The 15,701-nt window shown below is 32.4% G+C and carries 12 protein-coding genes and 1 tRNA gene; 7 read left to right on the top strand and 6 right to left on the bottom strand.

The features are described 5' to 3' along the window. Positions 1-52: 52 nt before the first annotated feature. The 6 genes from rseP (at position 53) to ACFQ13_RS13255 (ending at position 8,550) form a co-directional block, all read left to right on the top strand. Complete coding sequence (gene rseP, locus ACFQ13_RS13280; RefSeq protein ID WP_386118123.1) at positions 53-1,399, top strand: RIP metalloprotease RseP; 1,347 nt, start codon at positions 53-55, stop codon at positions 1,397-1,399. Between the two features lie 94 nt (positions 1,400-1,493). After that, positions 1,494-1,567, top strand: a tRNA-Asn gene (locus ACFQ13_RS13275). A 333-nt stretch (positions 1,568-1,900) separates the two neighbouring features. Then, positions 1,901-5,080: an Eco57I restriction-modification methylase domain-containing protein gene (locus ACFQ13_RS13270; protein ID WP_386118120.1), complete on the top strand. Its 3,180-nt coding sequence runs from the start codon at positions 1,901-1,903 to the stop codon at positions 5,078-5,080. Between the two features lie 32 nt (positions 5,081-5,112). Continuing rightward, positions 5,113-5,361 carry a hypothetical protein gene (locus ACFQ13_RS13265; protein ID WP_386118117.1) on the top strand — a complete coding sequence of 83 codons (249 nt, stop codon included), beginning with the start codon at positions 5,113-5,115 and terminating at the stop codon, positions 5,359-5,361. Positions 5,362-5,539: 178 nt separating this feature from the next. Then, positions 5,540-6,043, top strand: coding sequence for a hypothetical protein (locus tag ACFQ13_RS13260; protein WP_386118115.1), 504 nt, complete (start codon positions 5,540-5,542; stop codon positions 6,041-6,043). A 2-nt stretch (positions 6,044-6,045) separates the two neighbouring features. Continuing rightward, positions 6,046-8,550, top strand: a complete 2,505-nt coding sequence (locus ACFQ13_RS13255) for a DUF4268 domain-containing protein (RefSeq protein ID WP_386118112.1) — start codon at positions 6,046-6,048, stop codon at positions 8,548-8,550. Between the two features lie 393 nt (positions 8,551-8,943). Here ACFQ13_RS13255 and ACFQ13_RS13250 read toward each other — a convergent pair whose 3' ends face one another. From ACFQ13_RS13250 to ACFQ13_RS13230, 5 genes are all read right to left on the bottom strand, one after another. Then, positions 8,944-9,258 carry a hypothetical protein gene (locus tag ACFQ13_RS13250; protein WP_386118109.1) on the bottom strand — a complete coding sequence of 105 codons (315 nt, stop codon included), beginning with the start codon at positions 9,256-9,258 and terminating at the stop codon, positions 8,944-8,946. Between the two features lie 22 nt (positions 9,259-9,280). Continuing rightward, a complete protein-coding gene (locus ACFQ13_RS13245) occupies positions 9,281-9,766 on the bottom strand; it encodes a DUF6557 family protein (RefSeq protein ID WP_386118106.1) in 486 nt (161 codons plus the stop codon). A gap of 89 nt (positions 9,767-9,855) precedes the next feature. Continuing rightward, positions 9,856-10,671: a 5' nucleotidase, NT5C type gene (locus ACFQ13_RS13240; RefSeq protein WP_386118104.1), complete on the bottom strand. Its 816-nt coding sequence runs from the start codon at positions 10,669-10,671 to the stop codon at positions 9,856-9,858. A gap of 420 nt (positions 10,672-11,091) precedes the next feature. After that, positions 11,092-13,134 carry a response regulator gene (locus ACFQ13_RS13235; protein ID WP_386118101.1) on the bottom strand — a complete coding sequence of 681 codons (2,043 nt, stop codon included), beginning with the start codon at positions 13,132-13,134 and terminating at the stop codon, positions 11,092-11,094. A 56-nt stretch (positions 13,135-13,190) separates the two neighbouring features. After that, positions 13,191-14,144: an NAD-dependent epimerase/dehydratase family protein gene (locus ACFQ13_RS13230; protein WP_386118098.1), complete on the bottom strand. Its 954-nt coding sequence runs from the start codon at positions 14,142-14,144 to the stop codon at positions 13,191-13,193. A 170-nt stretch (positions 14,145-14,314) separates the two neighbouring features. Between ACFQ13_RS13230 and ACFQ13_RS13225 the strand changes: the two genes are divergently transcribed. Next, positions 14,315-14,842: a hypothetical protein gene (locus tag ACFQ13_RS13225; protein ID WP_386118095.1), complete on the top strand. Its 528-nt coding sequence runs from the start codon at positions 14,315-14,317 to the stop codon at positions 14,840-14,842. A gap of 127 nt (positions 14,843-14,969) precedes the next feature. Here the strand turns inward: ACFQ13_RS13225 and ACFQ13_RS13220 are convergent, their stop codons facing one another. Beyond that, a complete protein-coding gene (locus ACFQ13_RS13220; RefSeq protein WP_386118093.1) occupies positions 14,970-15,677 on the bottom strand; it encodes a hypothetical protein in 708 nt (235 codons plus the stop codon). Positions 15,678-15,701 lie beyond the last annotated feature (24 nt).

Genomic DNA, 15,701 nt, shown 5'->3' with positions numbered 1-15,701 from the left:
GCATGTCATATAAAATCCTTACTTTTGCAAATCGAAATTTGAAAAATAATACATGGACTTTATTATAAAAATATCTCAATTTTTACTGAGTTTATCTTTACTAATTGTATTGCACGAGTTAGGACACTTTGTGCCAGCAAAACTTTTTAAAACTAAGGTTGAAAAATTTTACCTCTTTTTTGATGTGAAATTTTCACTTTTCAAGAAGAAAATCGGCGATACGGTTTACGGTATCGGATGGTTGCCTTTAGGAGGTTATGTTAAAATTGCAGGGATGATTGATGAGAGCATGGATAAGGAGCAAATGGCCTTACCACCACAACCGTGGGAGTTCCGCTCTAAGCCGGCTTGGCAACGTCTTATTATAATGTTAGGAGGGGTTACTGTGAATTTTATCCTTGCTTATGTTATTTATGTTGCCGTTTCATTTGCTTATGGCGATTCTGATGTAAAAGTAGACAGTCTAAAAGATGGATACTGGATTGATAACCCAACCTTATTAGAGATTGGTTTTAAAACCGGAGATAAAATCTTAAGTATTAATGATACGCCGGTTGTTAATGATTCTGATATTGGGTTTAATCTTATTAGTGCAGAAACCATTACTATAGAACGTAACGGAGAACAGAAGGTGATGACCTTACCTGAAGACTTTTTAGGGCAATACTCAGCAAGTAAGAGTAAGCTTAATTTTGAGTATCGTGTGCCTTTTATGGTGGGTGAAGTTGCAGATTCGTCTTTAAATGCCAAGAAAGATTTAAAAATGGGTGATATCATTACAAGTATTAATGGTACCGAAATTAAATATTTTGATCAGGTTGAAAACTTTACGAAGGATTTAAAAAATGAAACCGTTTCTGTTGAAGTTTTAAAACCAGATAATAGTGTTGTTAAAGAAGAATTGGCACTCGATGAAGAAGGTAAATTTGGAATTCGTCCTTGGACTAACAATTTTAGTCGTTTTGATGAATTGGGTTATTTAGAAGTTACACGTAAGCAATATTCTTTTGGAGAAAGTTTTTCTGCCGGAGGACGTAAGTTTACAAAAACCATTACCAACTATTTTGATCAGTTAGCGGCGATCTTTAATCCGAGTACCGGAGCCTACAAAGGCTTAGGAGGTTTTAAGGCCATTTACGATCAATTTCCAAGTGCATGGAGCTGGCCTTACTTTTGGGGTCTTACCGCCTTTTTATCAATTATGTTAGCCATTTTAAACCTATTGCCTATTCCGGCTTTAGATGGCGGCCATGTGGTGTTTTTATTATATGAAATGATTTCAGGACGTAAGCCAAGCGAAAAGTTTTTAGAACGTGCACAAATGGTAGGGTTCTTTATTTTAATCGCTTTAGTGTTGTTTGCCAATGGTAATGACATCTTTAAAGCGGTCACAAACTAAATTTTGAAATTTTTTTTAAAAAAATATCGAAAATGTTTTGTGGAAACGAAAATGCGTTATATATTTGCACTCGCAAACGCGAAAAAAATAACCTTCCTCTTTAGCTCAGTTGGTTAGAGCATCTGACTGTTAATCAGAGGGTCCTTAGTTCGAGCCTAAGAAGAGGAGCTTATTTAAATCAAAAGCCTTTACAGAAATGTAGAGGCTTTTTTGTGTTTATATAAGTTTTGGTTAGGCTTATGTTTAAGGCAATCATAGCTAATCTTGGGTTGTACTAGTGTAGAATCCTTTTAGTAACTACACATTGGCTATAGATAATCTTCAGCTTTTAAACTTTGTTAACTTTATTGTGTATTTTGTAATATTCATGGTGTTAGTCTTTCGGTTTGGTTCTTTGACGGCAGTAACACTGGTTTGATTTTTTAAGTAAATACGGTAAACCACATTATAAAAACAATTTATATTCTTACTTTTAAATCTTAAATAATCAATAGTTTAATAATGGCATTGTACCAAGTTTCAGTATTAAAACAACACATCACCTTACAAGATAAAGACCTAGTCAATAAAGCTTATAAAAAATATACGAAGTACTTCTTAAATCCAACCATACAAGACAACATCCGTAGCTCTAAAGAAGAAGAATATCAAGGTATATTCCTTACTGAGTTATTTGTAAATATTTTAGGTTACACATTAAAACCCAATGCAGACTTTAATTTAGTAGCAGAATATAAAAATCAAACCAATGCACGTAAAGCAGATGGAGCCATATTACATAATGATGTTGCTATTGGTGTTATTGAATTAAAAGGAACTAATACTAAAGACTTAGAAAGTATACGTAAACAAGCCTTCGATTATAAAGCCAATCAAAAAGGTTGTGTATATGTGATAACATCAAACTTCGAAAAACTACGTTTCTATATAAACGATGCTACCGAGTTTGAAGAATTTAACCTCTTTGAGCTTTCACCAGAACGTTTTGCATTACTATACCTATGCCTTCAAAAGGATAACATCATTAATAATGTTCCCTTAAAAATAAAAGAAGCCTCTGTAGTTGTAGAAGAACAAATCACCAAACAATTCTATAAAGACTATTCTGTATTTAAACGTGAATTATATAGAGACTTAGTAAAACGAAATGCTAAATCATTAAAAGCACAAGCATCTAGTGTCACCTCGAGCGCAGTCGAGAGGTCTCAAGAAGAACAATTAGAACTTCAACGTCTAGAAAAAAACGTTAAGCTTACACTCTTTAAAAAATCACAGAAACTAATAGACCGTTACCTCTTTATTTTCTTTGCAGAAGATAGAGGTTTACTACCACCTAACAGCACACAACAAATATTAGATAAATGGAAAGCAGATGTAGATTTTGGAGACGACAGACCGCTTTACATACTCTTTAAACAATACTTTAACTTCTTAGACCAAGGAAGAGCAGGAACAGCTAAAAGAGCCGAAATATACGCCTATAACGGTGGTTTATTTAAAGAAGATAAAACACTAGATAGTTTAGACATAGATAGTGATTTACTATACAAACACACCAGTAAATTAGCAGCCTACGATTTTGAAAGCCAAGTAGATGTTAACATATTAGGACACATTTTTGAAAACTCTCTAAACGAAATTGAAAGCGTTAATGCCGAAATTGAAGGTGGCGATTTTGATAAACAAAAATCCAAACGTAAAAAAGACGGAGTATTCTACACCCCAAAATACATTACCAAATACATAGTAGAAAATACCATTGGTAAACTTTGTGACGAAAAGAAAACCGAACTAGGCTTTAAAGAAGAAGAATATTTTAAAGGACGTAAAAATAGAAACAAAGCAACAATAGCTAAATTAGTAACCATCTTAGACAATTATAGAGATTGGCTACTACAACTCACCATTTGTGACCCTGCTTGTGGCTCTGGCGCATTCCTTAACCAAGCCTTAAACTTTTTAATTGAAGAACACACCTATATAGATGAGTTAAAGACCAAAGTGTTAGGTGGAGGTTTACAATTCCCAGATATTGAAAATACCATACTAGAAAACAATATTTATGGTGTAGACCTTAATGAAGAATCTGTAGAAATTGCAAAGCTATCCCTTTGGTTACGCACCGCACAACCCAGACGTAAATTAAACGATTTAAGTTCTAATATTAAATGCGGAAACTCTTTAATAGATAGTAAAGCTGTTGCAGGAGATAAAGCCTTTAATTGGCAAGAACAGTTTCCTAAAGTATTTGAAAAAGGTGGTTTTGATGTTGTTATTGGGAATCCGCCTTATGTTGTCTTAAGCTCTTTTGCAAATAAAGAATTTGACTACCTTCAGGATACATATAAAACAGCATATGGACGTTTAAATTTATTTTCTTTATTTGTAGAAAAATGCACTGGTTTAATTAGAGAATTTGGTTTTACAGGTTTGATAATACCAGACTCACTTTGTTTGATAGATTATTATACGGATTTAAGAAAATTACTTTTAGATAACTTCAAAATTAATCAGCTAATCGAAATTGGTGATGGAGTTTTTGATGATGCAACAGTGCCAGCTTTAATTTTAATATTTGAAAATGACAATAATTTAAATAATGAAATAGAAACAGGATTTGGGCAAGATGTGGTATTAAAGTTAAAAGAACCTAAAAGAATAAGACAAACCTCATATTTTGAAACACCAAAGTTTTCTTTTAACCTTCATATTGATGATGTATTTATTAAGGTTAATAAACTTGTTAAATCTAAAAAAGCAAAACCTTTAAAAGATGTTCTTCAAATCAAAATAGGAGTATGTACAGGAAGTAATAAAAAACACTTGTGTTCGTCACCCATTTTTAATAATTCGAAAAAAGTGCTTCAAGGTAGGGATATTAATAGGTATACTTTAAGTTGGAATAATAATTATATAAATTATTCCAAAGAAGAGTTGTTAAGGTCTAGAGATGAAAGTATTTTTCTTAAACCTGAAAAATTATTAATGAGACAAACTTCTGATAAATTAATTCTTGCATATGATAATAATCAGTATTACACAATAGATTCCTTGTTTGTTATTTATAAAAAAAATGAAAAGTTAGATTTAAAATATGCACTAGCTCTTCTAAATTCTAAATTATTAAATAGACAATATCAAAAATTAAATCCAGAAACAGGAAGAGTTTTTGCTCAAGTGAAAATTGATTATGTCAATGAAATACCAATAATTATTTCTTCAATAAAAAATCAATTAGAATTTATTAAAAAAGTAGACTTGCAAATTTTTAATTCAGCTACTTTAATAAGTAATCTAGAAAAAATAAGTAAATATTTATTATCAAAATATAGTTTAATTAAACTATCCAAAAAACTACAAAACTGGGACGAGTTAGAATTTGGAGACTTTATAAAAGAGCTCAACAAAGCCATAAAAGCAAATAACAAATTACGAGAAAAAGCCGCTTTAATAGATTTGGGTGAGAAAGAAGGTGATTTAAAAGAATGTACACCTGTTGAAATAGTACCTACACTAACCAAAAAAGACGAGTTTGAGTGGTTAGACCTCTTTGAAGAGAACAAACAAAAAGCACAGGCCTTACAAGCCCAAATTAACCAAACAGATAAAGAAATCGACCAAATGGTTTATGAGTTGTATGGCTTAACTGAAGATGAAATCAAAATCGTTGAAAATTCTTGAAATAATGAAAATACAGTGAGTAAATACAGATTATGAAAAATAACAAAAACCTATCTCAAGAACTTTTTGAGAAGTATAGTTTAAGCTTTGATTTAAAATCAGATAAAGAAGTTGTAGAATCATTTAATAGTCAGGTTGGTAATCCTGGTTCAGGTGTTGCTAAATCAAGTTACTTATCTGCAATAAAATCGCAATTTATTAAAAGAGAAATCGACTTTTCAGAAATATCTGGTTATACCAAGAAAGTTATATTAAAAGGTAAGAAATTATATATTGATTAAGGTGATAATTTATTTATAGAAATATAAAAGTATTTATCAGCACTAGTTGCATATGTTTTAGATAAGAAATTAATATAAAATACTTGTTTATAGGAGCTTAAGTGAGAAAGAGAGATAAAATGTTAAATGGTATTTCATGCTAGCTTTATGAGGTAGTAATACTATACAAATTAAAAAAATGAAAAGAATTCTTAAAATATATTATATACTATTTACATGTTTAATTGGGTCATCAATAGTTATTATTACATATCTATATAACTCATATGATGAAAAATTACTGCTTGGTTTAATTGGGATTATTGCTACTTTTTATTTTGGACTAAGCAAAACTCAAATGGAAAATGATAGATTTTTTAAAGAATTGTTTCGTGACTTTAATTTAAGGTATACAGCATTAAATGAATGCCTCTATAATATTACCAATTCTGATAAAACAATAGAGGATTTGTCTTTTAGAGAAAAAGATAAAATATATGATTATTTCAATCTTTGTGCAGAAGAATATTATTGGTATAAAAAAAATAGAATTAGTCCAACTGTATGGAAGAGTTGGAAAAATGGAATGGATTTTTGGTATAGTAAACCGATAATTAGAGAAATGTGGGAAGAAGAAATAACGAACAATAATTCTAGATTGAGTTATTACATGGAATCAAATGAAGATTTCTTTAAAGATTAAATATGAAAGCAAACGAATTACCAATAATCAATTTTCTTCAATCACCTAATGTACAATTTGTAATACCTGTATATCAACGTAATTATGATTGGGCAAATAATGAATGTAAAGAACTATTAAACGATATAATAGCGGTAGAAACAGCAGATAGAGGTACGCATTTTATTGGTAGTATTGTCTTTATACACGAAGGTGCTTACAGCACAAGTGAGGTTAAAGAATTAGTTATTATAGATGGTCAACAAAGGTTAACGACTATCAATATTTTATATGTGGCGTTATATCGTTTTGCAAAAGATAATGGTATGCAACAAGAAGCAGATATGTTGCATAATATGTTTTTAGTTAATCAATACGTTCAGCAAGAGGATAGCAAACTAAAATTAAAGCAAACAGATACTAATTCGTTAGCATTTAAAGCTATAATGAATAATACAGAGAATGAATTTAATCATTACTCTAATGTTATTGAGAATTTCAATTACTTTAAAAGTATTATTACCAGTGAAAATTTCAATATTATTTTAAACGGACTTAAACGATTAATATTTGTTGAGGTATCATTAGAACGAGGTAAAGATGATCCTCAAAGAATATTTGAAAGCTTAAATTCAACAGGACTAGATTTATCACAATCTGACTTAATTAGAAATTATATTCTAATGGATTTAGACCCTAAAAGTCAAAACAAAATTTTTCAACAAATCTGGAGTCCTATTGAGGAAAATGCTAGAGATGTAATTAAACAGAAATCACTGGTGTCAGATTATATAAGAGATTATTTAACTCTACGGAATAAAAAAATACCAAATAAAAATAAAGTTTATTTAGAATTTAAGAAGAGGTATTCGGTAAAAGATGAAGAATACCATCAAGAGTTAGAAAATATAAAATCATTATCTGTCCACTATAAAAAGTTTATCAACCCATCAAGTATTCACGATATAAAACTGAGAACTGAGTTAAACTATATTTCTCGTTTAGAGATTAATGTAGCATTTCCTTTTCTACTTCAAGTATTTGAAGATGCAGAGAATGGATTAGTGAGTTATGAAGACTTAATTAAAATATTAAAACTAATTCAATCTTATGTATGGAGAAGATTTGTTGTAGGGTTAGCAACTAATGCTTTAAACAAAATCTTTATGACATTATATTCCGAAGTTGATACTGAAGATTATTATGATTCTATTGCCTTAGCTTTAATAAAGAAACGTGGTAGTGCTAAATTTCCAACTGATGAAGATTTAAAGACAGCGTTAAAGGATAAAGATTTGTATAATATACAGTCTAAGAATAGAAATTACATGTTTGAGTTATTAGAGAATTTTAATAACAGAGAATATGTAGATACATCAAATGATAAAATTACAATTGAACATATTTTTCCTCAAAACCCAAATGAAGCGTGGAGTAGAGATATAACACCTGACGATTATTTTCAATTCAAAGAAAAGTATGTAAATACAATAGCTAATTTAACCTTATCAGGCAATAATGGTGCGCTAGGAAATAAGTCCTTTTTAGATAAGAAGAAAATGAATAATCAGGGTTCTGAACAAGGTTATAGTTATAGTCGTTTATGGCTTAATGATTACCTTAGAACAATTGACAATTGGAATATTAACAATTATAATCAGCGTTTTGATTTAATCTATGAAAGATTCTTAAAAATATGGGAATACCCAGATATTGAGGTTCTTGTTGATGAAAGTGGCGATGAACAAAATATTTTTAATGCAGAGTCACCAACCCATAAGAAGTTAGAATATTTCATTTTTGAAAATACTAGAATAGAAGAAGAATATATTTCTCAAATGTATATTTACGTCATTGAAAAATTATATGAGAAAAATCCACAACTGTTATTAGAGGCGAAGGATACATTTAAGATTACTCGAGATCCTAATGACTTTAGATTCGCGCAAGAATTGAATAATGGATACTTTGTTGAATCTAATTTAGATAGTAATTCTAAGTTTAGTAGTCTTAAAAGATTATTAAGTTTATTTGAACTCGAAGATGAGTTGGCTGTGAAATATCAAGACTCAGAGAAGAAGAATTCTCAAAATCGATTTTTTGTGCGTAAAGAGTTTTGGAAACAGCTATTACCTCAAATAGAAAAGACCGATTTATTTTCAAAAGTCAATCCTTCAAAAGACCATTGGTTGAGTGCTGGTGCAGGTATTAGTGGTTTAAATTATAATTTTGTTATTACAAGTAAATATGCAAGAATTGAATTAGCAATAGGTTCATCTAGTAAGGAAAACAACAAGAAATATTTTAAGCAATTATATAATCAAAAAGAAGCCATTGAATCTAGATTTGAAGATATACTAGTCTGGGAAGAACTTCCTGAAAATAAAATGAGCAGAATAAAATTTCAATTAGATGATGTTAATTTATTTGATAAAGAAGATTGGTCTAAGATGAATCAATTCCTAGTCACTTATCTACCAAAATTTGAATTAGCAATGCAGCCATTAATCAAAAAAATAAGAAGATAAGGCTTAAAATAAGACACCCAAAAATAAATAATAGTCTTAAGTGGCATATTGTTAGCTAGTTAAATCTGTTAGTTCGAGCCTAAGAAGAGGAGCTTATTTAAATCAAAAGCCTTTACAGAAATGTAGAGGCTTTTTTGTGTTTATATACCTCAGTTGCTTTTATGTAAAAGTCAGTTTGCCGTGCGTATTTATACGCTAGGTAATAGCCTACACAGGCTATGGACTTAAAATTGCTTTATCCGTTTTTTCTGTATCAGGATAGCTTCCCGCTAAGGTCAATGCTATCGTTAACCTATCATAGCTTAGTGCATGTTCTTTTAAGGCTATAAAATTGTTTGATAACATTAATAGTGAAGCGAGTGAAGGTTTTCTAGCCTTTTAGGAGATGTTTTTTTATTCCGTAATGAAATTAAAATTTACAAAGGTGTATTTATCTCCTCTTTTTATTGTCATTTGTGAGTCGTCTTTTAGCAAGGCTGTATTTTCAGCAACTTCTTTTTTAATTTCTTCTTCACTTAACGGAGTTACATCTTCATTACAGAAAATAATACTCTCCGCATAAATCCCGCTCCAATACCACTTTTGGTAAACGACATCATAATGGTCTACTTTAGTTTCAAAGCTTAAAATAATTTGAGTGTCTTTATCTACGGATAAATCTTTAAATTTTTCGTTCATAATTTTATTTGTTGTGTTTTCGTTTTTCATTTATAGAATTAGATTTAAGCAGTTATTTTTCATTTAAAACATTTAAAACCTCCTCCAAAGTGACAAATTCTTTTACTTCATCTGTATTTCCTGCCGATTTCATTGTGTTGTTGGCTTGTTCTATATCTGCTTCTAAAAAGCTTATAAAGGTCATTTCATAAAGGCAAGAAGCAATAATATCTAGTTCCGAGTAGGTATTGAGACTATCTTTAGACACAGCCATACCAAGCCAATCGCTCCAAGGACAAAATTCTAAAGCTTGGGGGTATTTCTCTTCTTCTGTTTTAGGTTGGTTATGAAGTCCCGAAACGTCTATAAATTCCTCGTCGTCATCAATTTCTTTAGAGATAATGAGAGTAAAATTGGACTGTTGGGGTTTCATCTTCTCTAATTTTTCATACACTAACTTGTAATCGAGAAGATTTGCTTTACTTTCTGGGTATAAGTCTAAGAGTTTTACCGAGACCTGTGGCCATGCATTGGTTTTTATAAGTTGATGTAGCGTCATAGGCGCTTTAATATGGTTTTTAGCAGGCAAGGTTTACATGATAATAGATGGCCTGCATTGTTGTTCTGTTTAATTGTGTTGCTTAAGGCTTAAGCTAGATTTTTTAAATAGGACACTACAGCTTTCCAATCCTTAAATCCCTTGTCTTCGGCGCAAAAGTGAATATGTTTGCCTTTAAAATCTCCAGCGCCATTTGCGGTACGGTCATCGATAAGGAAGTCTCCATGCGCTAAATGTTTGTTATGGGATAATATGAGTCTTTTTTCGGCCACTTCTGGGAGGTATTTTTGTACCCATAAGAGTTTATCGGTCCATGCGGAAGGGTTTTTCCAAGGTGCTGTAGATAAGATGTAGGTATCAAAGTTTTTAGCCAGCCATTGGTAGCCTTCAATAGCGCCTTCGTACGGGTCCATTAGAGAAAAGATCCCAGGTACATTGTCTAAATCATTTTTATACTGCTCTTTTTCTTCTTCTGAAATTCTATCAATTCCTGATTGAAAATTCACCAAAACGTTATCCATATCCACAAATACAATTTGTTTGGCTTTCCTTCTTTTAAGCTCTAGCAGTTCTTTATAGTTTTTGGAGTGTCTTACCACTTCTTCACAGAACAGCTGAGAGCTGTCGTCGGTTGGAAAACCAGCGTCATTAATAGGGCCAACGCCAAAAGCGGCTCTTTTTTTATTAACGCGGTCTGTATAGGCAGCTGACATGGGGTTGCCGTCATCAGAAATTTCACGCATCATAAAATCCCACTCTTCTCCAAATAAGGCTGACTTTAAAGCCTGTACTTGTTCTGAAAAGCTTGTTTGTTTGGTTTGAATCTTTTTTAATTGTTTTAATTCATAGTCTGTAAGGTGGTTTTTGTAGGTTTTTAAAATTTTTCCAATAGTAAGTGTAGTCATATAATTAGGTTTAAGGTTAATTCAATTTGAGCGTTGTACTAATACTCCTATAAGATAATGAATTCTGAAAATTAATCCTACTCTATTTAATTAAATTTTTTTGGGATTTTGGTTTCAAAAGAAAAAGGTTCTATTGCGATACTTTTGTAGACTTACAGGATTTTATTTTTAACGTAAACGGTACGCTATAGATACTTTTTCGGCTTTCTCTAAGCATACACTAAGTATACAGTATCCATAGCGTAGGGATAGCGTTGCTATAGGGATAAGAATTTGAAAAATTGTGGTTTAATCTTATGTAGCGAGAGGCCAACAAGAGCAGCTTATCTAAATATAGCGGCTTGGCACAAGGTTGCTCATTGAAAGTGTACAATAGGCTTTAAGAAGGTATCGGTTGTAAGGGCTTGCTATTTGCTGGATTTAAGAAAAATAATCAATAAGTAATTTTTTCAGCTTGTCTTTATATAGGGGTTTGGTGAGGTAATCATTCATTCCAACATCTGCAGAGCGTTTAATGGCCTCTTTGGTCACATTAGCCGAGAGGCCAAATATGACAATATCTTTATTGGTTTTTCGGATGATTTTAGTGGCCTCGTAACCATTTATATTTGGCATATGAATATCCATTAAGACCAATTGGTAATTGTTATTTGCAACCCCTTCTAGAGCTTGTTTTCCATCTTCTGCCGTATCTGGTGTAATACCCAACTGTTCTAAAATTTTAGTCAGTACGAGAATGTTAATTTTATTATCATCAACAATAAGAACATTAAGGGCTTTTAAGTTTAGGGTTGCCAGTTGGGATTCGAGGTCTTCAGTTTTTAATTCTTTTGAAAGCGTAAATGGAATGTCTACCGTAAACCGACTTCCAACTTGAAGTTTACTCTCTACACTAATTTTACCGCCCATAAGTTCAACAAGGCTCTTGCTAATAAAGAGTCCAAGTCCACTTCCTGAATGTTTTTTCTTTAAGCCGTAATCTATTTGCGTAAAGCGTTCAAATATCCGCGTTAAATTATCCTTAGGAATCCCAATACCACTGTCGTTTATGGTTAACTTTACTTGTAGATTTTCGTTTTGGATATGTTCCTCATAGCTGACGGTTACACCCCCGGCTACGGTGAATTTTAAGGCGTTTTTAATAAGGTTTATTAAAACCTGGTTGTATTTCCCTTCATCGCCAATTACTGTGGCGTCGTGGCTTTGTATAATGTTTAGCTTGAGATAGAGGTCCTTTTCGTTATAGATAGAGGTGTATTGACTTACAATGGCTTTTATTTCAGTAGACGGCTTAAAGGTAACGAGGTTGAGACTCGTTTCTCGCGATTCAATTTTATCAATATCTAAAACATCATCGACTAAGGCGAGTAGATTTTTAGACGATTTGTCCATAAGATCTAAAAAGGTCTTATTACTGGCTTCGTTATCTGAATCTTGTAGCAATTGAATAAACCCTAATATGGCATTTAAAGGCGTGCGTATTTCATGACTCATATTCGATAAAAACTCCGTCTTTGCCTTGGAAGCCTTTTCGGCCTTATTACGTTCTTTATTTAGTTTTTTATTGGCGCGTTTTAATTTTTTATAACTGATACGGGTTCGTAAAGCTTCTTTTTTGGCTTTTAAATAGAAGAAGATTAATAGACTCATTAAGGCGGAAAGGACCAAGCCAAAGTAGAGCATATTCAGTAATGATGCGCTCTTATCCATAAGAAAATTAGGCGACACTGGTGTTATGGTCATCGACCACTGTTCATTATCGCGTTGGTCTATGGTAAAGGTGTTAAAATAATGAAAGTCTAAATTAGCCCTGTTTTTTAAAATCTCATTATAAGTGTAAAAAACGACGCCTTTATTGTCTTTTATTTCAATAGCGAAGTCCTTTAAATTACTGGTATAGGCGTCTAAGTTTATTTTAAAATCCATGCCGGCAGTAATGGTGCCTTGAAAACGATTATTAAAATAAACCGGCACATCCACTAAAAACGAATTCCCCCCTTGCGTAAGCTTTGCCCATTGTGTAATATTGGTGGTGCTATCTAAACGGTGTTTATTCCACTCGTCTTTTCGGTATTCAATAGTAGAAATGTCTAAACCTATTACGGCCTCATTACCTTTTAAGGGGTTAATTTTTCTAATGATCATTAAACTGTCAATCCATTCTATAAACTTAAACGACTTGTTTTGTTTTAAGAGGGTTTCAGCATCATGTTCCCAATATTTAAAATAGTAACCATCTGTAGTTTGGAGGCGGTCTTTGAGGTTTTCTAAGCGCTCAATGTCCGAATTTACAATGGTATGGAATTTATTGGTTAAAAGTTCTCCAAGGGTTTCTACTTGTGCTTCTAAGTCTGATTTTTGGGTATTAATCGCTATACTCCATATAGATAGAATAATAAGATTGAGCACAAAGAATGATAGAATGGGAATACTATATTCTTTTTTTGTAATGGTTGAAAACATTGAATTACAATATATGCATCAATATAAGCATTAAACGATGTAATACTATAGAAATGTTAAGGCTTATATTTTTTCTTTAATTGAGTAAGCATTTCCGAAGTCATCTTTTTAAGATCAAAATTATGCGACCAATTCCAATCTTTTCGAGCTACGGTATCATCTATAGATGACGGCCAACTGTCTGCAATAGCTTGTCTAAAATCGGGCTTATAGGTCATGGTAAACTCAGGCATTTCAGCTTTAATACTCTCAGCAATATCATCTGGGGTAAAACTAATGGCGGCTAAATTGTAAGATGATCTAATGCTAAGCGCGTTTGCCGGAGCCTGCATAATATCGGTTGTTGCTTTAATAGCATCATCCATAAACATCATAGGAAGCTTTGTGTTTTCAGATAAAAAACTTTCGTAAGTCCCCTGCTTTATGGCTTCATGATAAATTTCAACGGCGTAATCTGTAGTTCCACCACCTGGCATAGCTTTATGACTTATAATGCCGGGATAACGAATACTTCTTACATCCACATCGTACTTATCATGGTAGTATTCACACCAACGTTCACCGACTTGTTTGGTAATTCCGTAAACGGTTGTTGGTTCGCAAATGGTGTGTTGTGGTGTATTTTCTCTAGGTGTTGTTGGTCCAAAAACCGCAATACTACTTGGCCAAAAGATCTTTTTAATAAACTTGTTTTTTGCTAAGTTTAAAACATGAAATAAAGAGTTCATGTTTAGATCCCAGGCTTCCATCGGGTATTTTTCGCCGGTTCCACTTAATAAAGCTGCCATTAAATACACCGTATCGATGTTATGATTAATGCAGCAATCTTTAATGGCATTAAAATTTTTAGCATCTAAAATAACAAAAGGCCCCGCGTTAACCAGATCTAGGTTTCTTGTGTTAATATCACTTGCTATAACATTATCAACTCCGTGGAGTTCTCTTAGTTTAGCCGTTAGCTCTGTTCCTATTTGCCCACAGGCACCAATGATGAGTATTTTTGAAGACATTTGTGCTATTTAAATTTTTGCAAAAGTAATAAGAATAAAAAGGCTGCAATATTAAATTTATAAGAAAATAAACGCTTTTATTTGAGAATTCCTTAACGTGGGATTGTGCCTAGGGTTTGTTATTAAAAATAGATTGTTTAGTATATTTACCGTAAAATTAAAAACGACTTATGAAATTGAGATATATCCTATTGTTTTTGAGTTTTATTGGGCTTTCTAGTTGTGATGAAGACGCAAAAAACGAGACTGTGGTGCAAGAGGTCGCGGTAGAAACGACTTCAAAAAAAATTACAGCTAAAATGATTGAGTCTTTAAAGTATAGAGATTTTGCTTTAAGTCCGGAAGCCGATCGTGCCATTGCTTCTTGGGGAGAATACCATGAATTAGGGCGTCAGCTCGATTTCCTTAAAAGAGGCGATTTCTCCTTTTTTAATGGAGATAAAGCGGTGCTTAAAAAGTTTATTTTAGAGTTTAAAAATAAATTACCAGAGACGTTTGAAACCAATCCTATAGAATCGCGTATTGCCGTGATTGAAACCGAGCTTTTACAGCTCAATGAAAATCTTACTTTAGATAATATTAAAAATAGCACGCGTTTAGAGAGTATAAAAGGTCTGTTTATAGCTTTTTCTAATCTGAATGACATGATGAATAAGAAACTTGAACGCGAAACCTACAATAAAATTTTGCCTGAGTAATAGCCTTTCATCTGAAGGGTTTTACATCAGGATGCATGTGTGGATTTACCCATCCGATCATGATATAACCATAAAAAAAGGCAGCTCATTGAGCTGCCTTTTTTTATAGCTGATAAGACTTGTGGTCTTAGTTTTTGCTTTGTGCTGCGGCTTGTTGTGCTTTCTGAGCCTCTAAAGCTTCTCTACTAATTTTTGCTAAATTAAAATTAGGGTCAATAGCTAAAGCGTCGTTCATAAGCTTTAAAGCCGCATCGATATTCGCAGTTTTGTTTTCGTTAAACGTTAAAAGCCCTTTAAGGTAAAATATGGCGGCTTTCATAGACGTTTCATAAGGCTTTTGGGTTTCGTAAAACGCACGCTTCATATCGTCTTTTACGTTTGATAGCGCGTAATTTAATTTTTCTTTAGCGCCAGCTAAATCACCGGTCTGAATGTTCATATCAGCGATTTCATAAGCTAAATACACATTAGGGTTTCTTTTATAAAGCACTTCAAAATGCTCTAAAGCCATCTTTGGTTGGTTTAGATTTTTTAGAGCTACGGCTTTAACTTCCACATTCATATCAGAATCGCTCTCATTTTTATCTACACCAATGGTGTTTAAAGCTTGCATGTATTGCCCTTCAGAAAGGTAAATATAGGCTAGGGTATCCTTACGGGCTACAGAAGGTTCAATGACGTCAAGATGAGTCATAGCATTTATAACGCCTTGCTTATCGCCTTGGGCTTTCATTTGCTTGTAGTAGGCTTCAAAATGTTTTTTTAACTCGGTGTTGCTCTGAGCAAATGCACTTAAAGAAAATAGCATAAGCAGGCTTATTGTAATGGTCTTCATTTGTTTTAAGTTTGTTGTTCTTAG

It is taken from the genome of Winogradskyella rapida (genome assembly GCF_042675845.1).
GTDB classification, from domain to species: Bacteria; Bacteroidota; Bacteroidia; order Flavobacteriales; family Flavobacteriaceae; genus Winogradskyella; species Winogradskyella rapida.
The sequence above is the reverse complement of the archived record's forward strand: the minus strand, read 5'-3'. Positions and strand labels throughout refer to the sequence as shown.

Coding starts and splice junctions, on each gene's coding strand:
- rseP (WP_386118123.1), top strand. CDS start 53: ATGGACTTTATTATAAAAATATCTCAATTTTTACTGAGTTTATCTTTA.
- ACFQ13_RS13270 (WP_386118120.1), top strand. CDS start 1,901: ATGGCATTGTACCAAGTTTCAGTATTAAAACAACACATCACCTTACAA.
- ACFQ13_RS13265 (WP_386118117.1), top strand. CDS start 5,113: ATGAAAAATAACAAAAACCTATCTCAAGAACTTTTTGAGAAGTATAGT.
- ACFQ13_RS13260 (WP_386118115.1), top strand. CDS start 5,540: ATGAAAAGAATTCTTAAAATATATTATATACTATTTACATGTTTAATT.
- ACFQ13_RS13255 (WP_386118112.1), top strand. CDS start 6,046: ATGAAAGCAAACGAATTACCAATAATCAATTTTCTTCAATCACCTAAT.
- ACFQ13_RS13250 (WP_386118109.1), bottom strand. CDS start 9,258: ATGAAAAACGAAAACACAACAAATAAAATTATGAACGAAAAATTTAAA.
- ACFQ13_RS13245 (WP_386118106.1), bottom strand. CDS start 9,766: ATGACGCTACATCAACTTATAAAAACCAATGCATGGCCACAGGTCTCG.
- ACFQ13_RS13240 (WP_386118104.1), bottom strand. CDS start 10,671: ATGACTACACTTACTATTGGAAAAATTTTAAAAACCTACAAAAACCAC.
- ACFQ13_RS13235 (WP_386118101.1), bottom strand. CDS start 13,134: ATGTTTTCAACCATTACAAAAAAAGAATATAGTATTCCCATTCTATCA.
- ACFQ13_RS13230 (WP_386118098.1), bottom strand. CDS start 14,144: ATGTCTTCAAAAATACTCATCATTGGTGCCTGTGGGCAAATAGGAACA.
- ACFQ13_RS13225 (WP_386118095.1), top strand. CDS start 14,315: ATGAAATTGAGATATATCCTATTGTTTTTGAGTTTTATTGGGCTTTCT.
- ACFQ13_RS13220 (WP_386118093.1), bottom strand. CDS start 15,677: ATGAAGACCATTACAATAAGCCTGCTTATGCTATTTTCTTTAAGTGCA.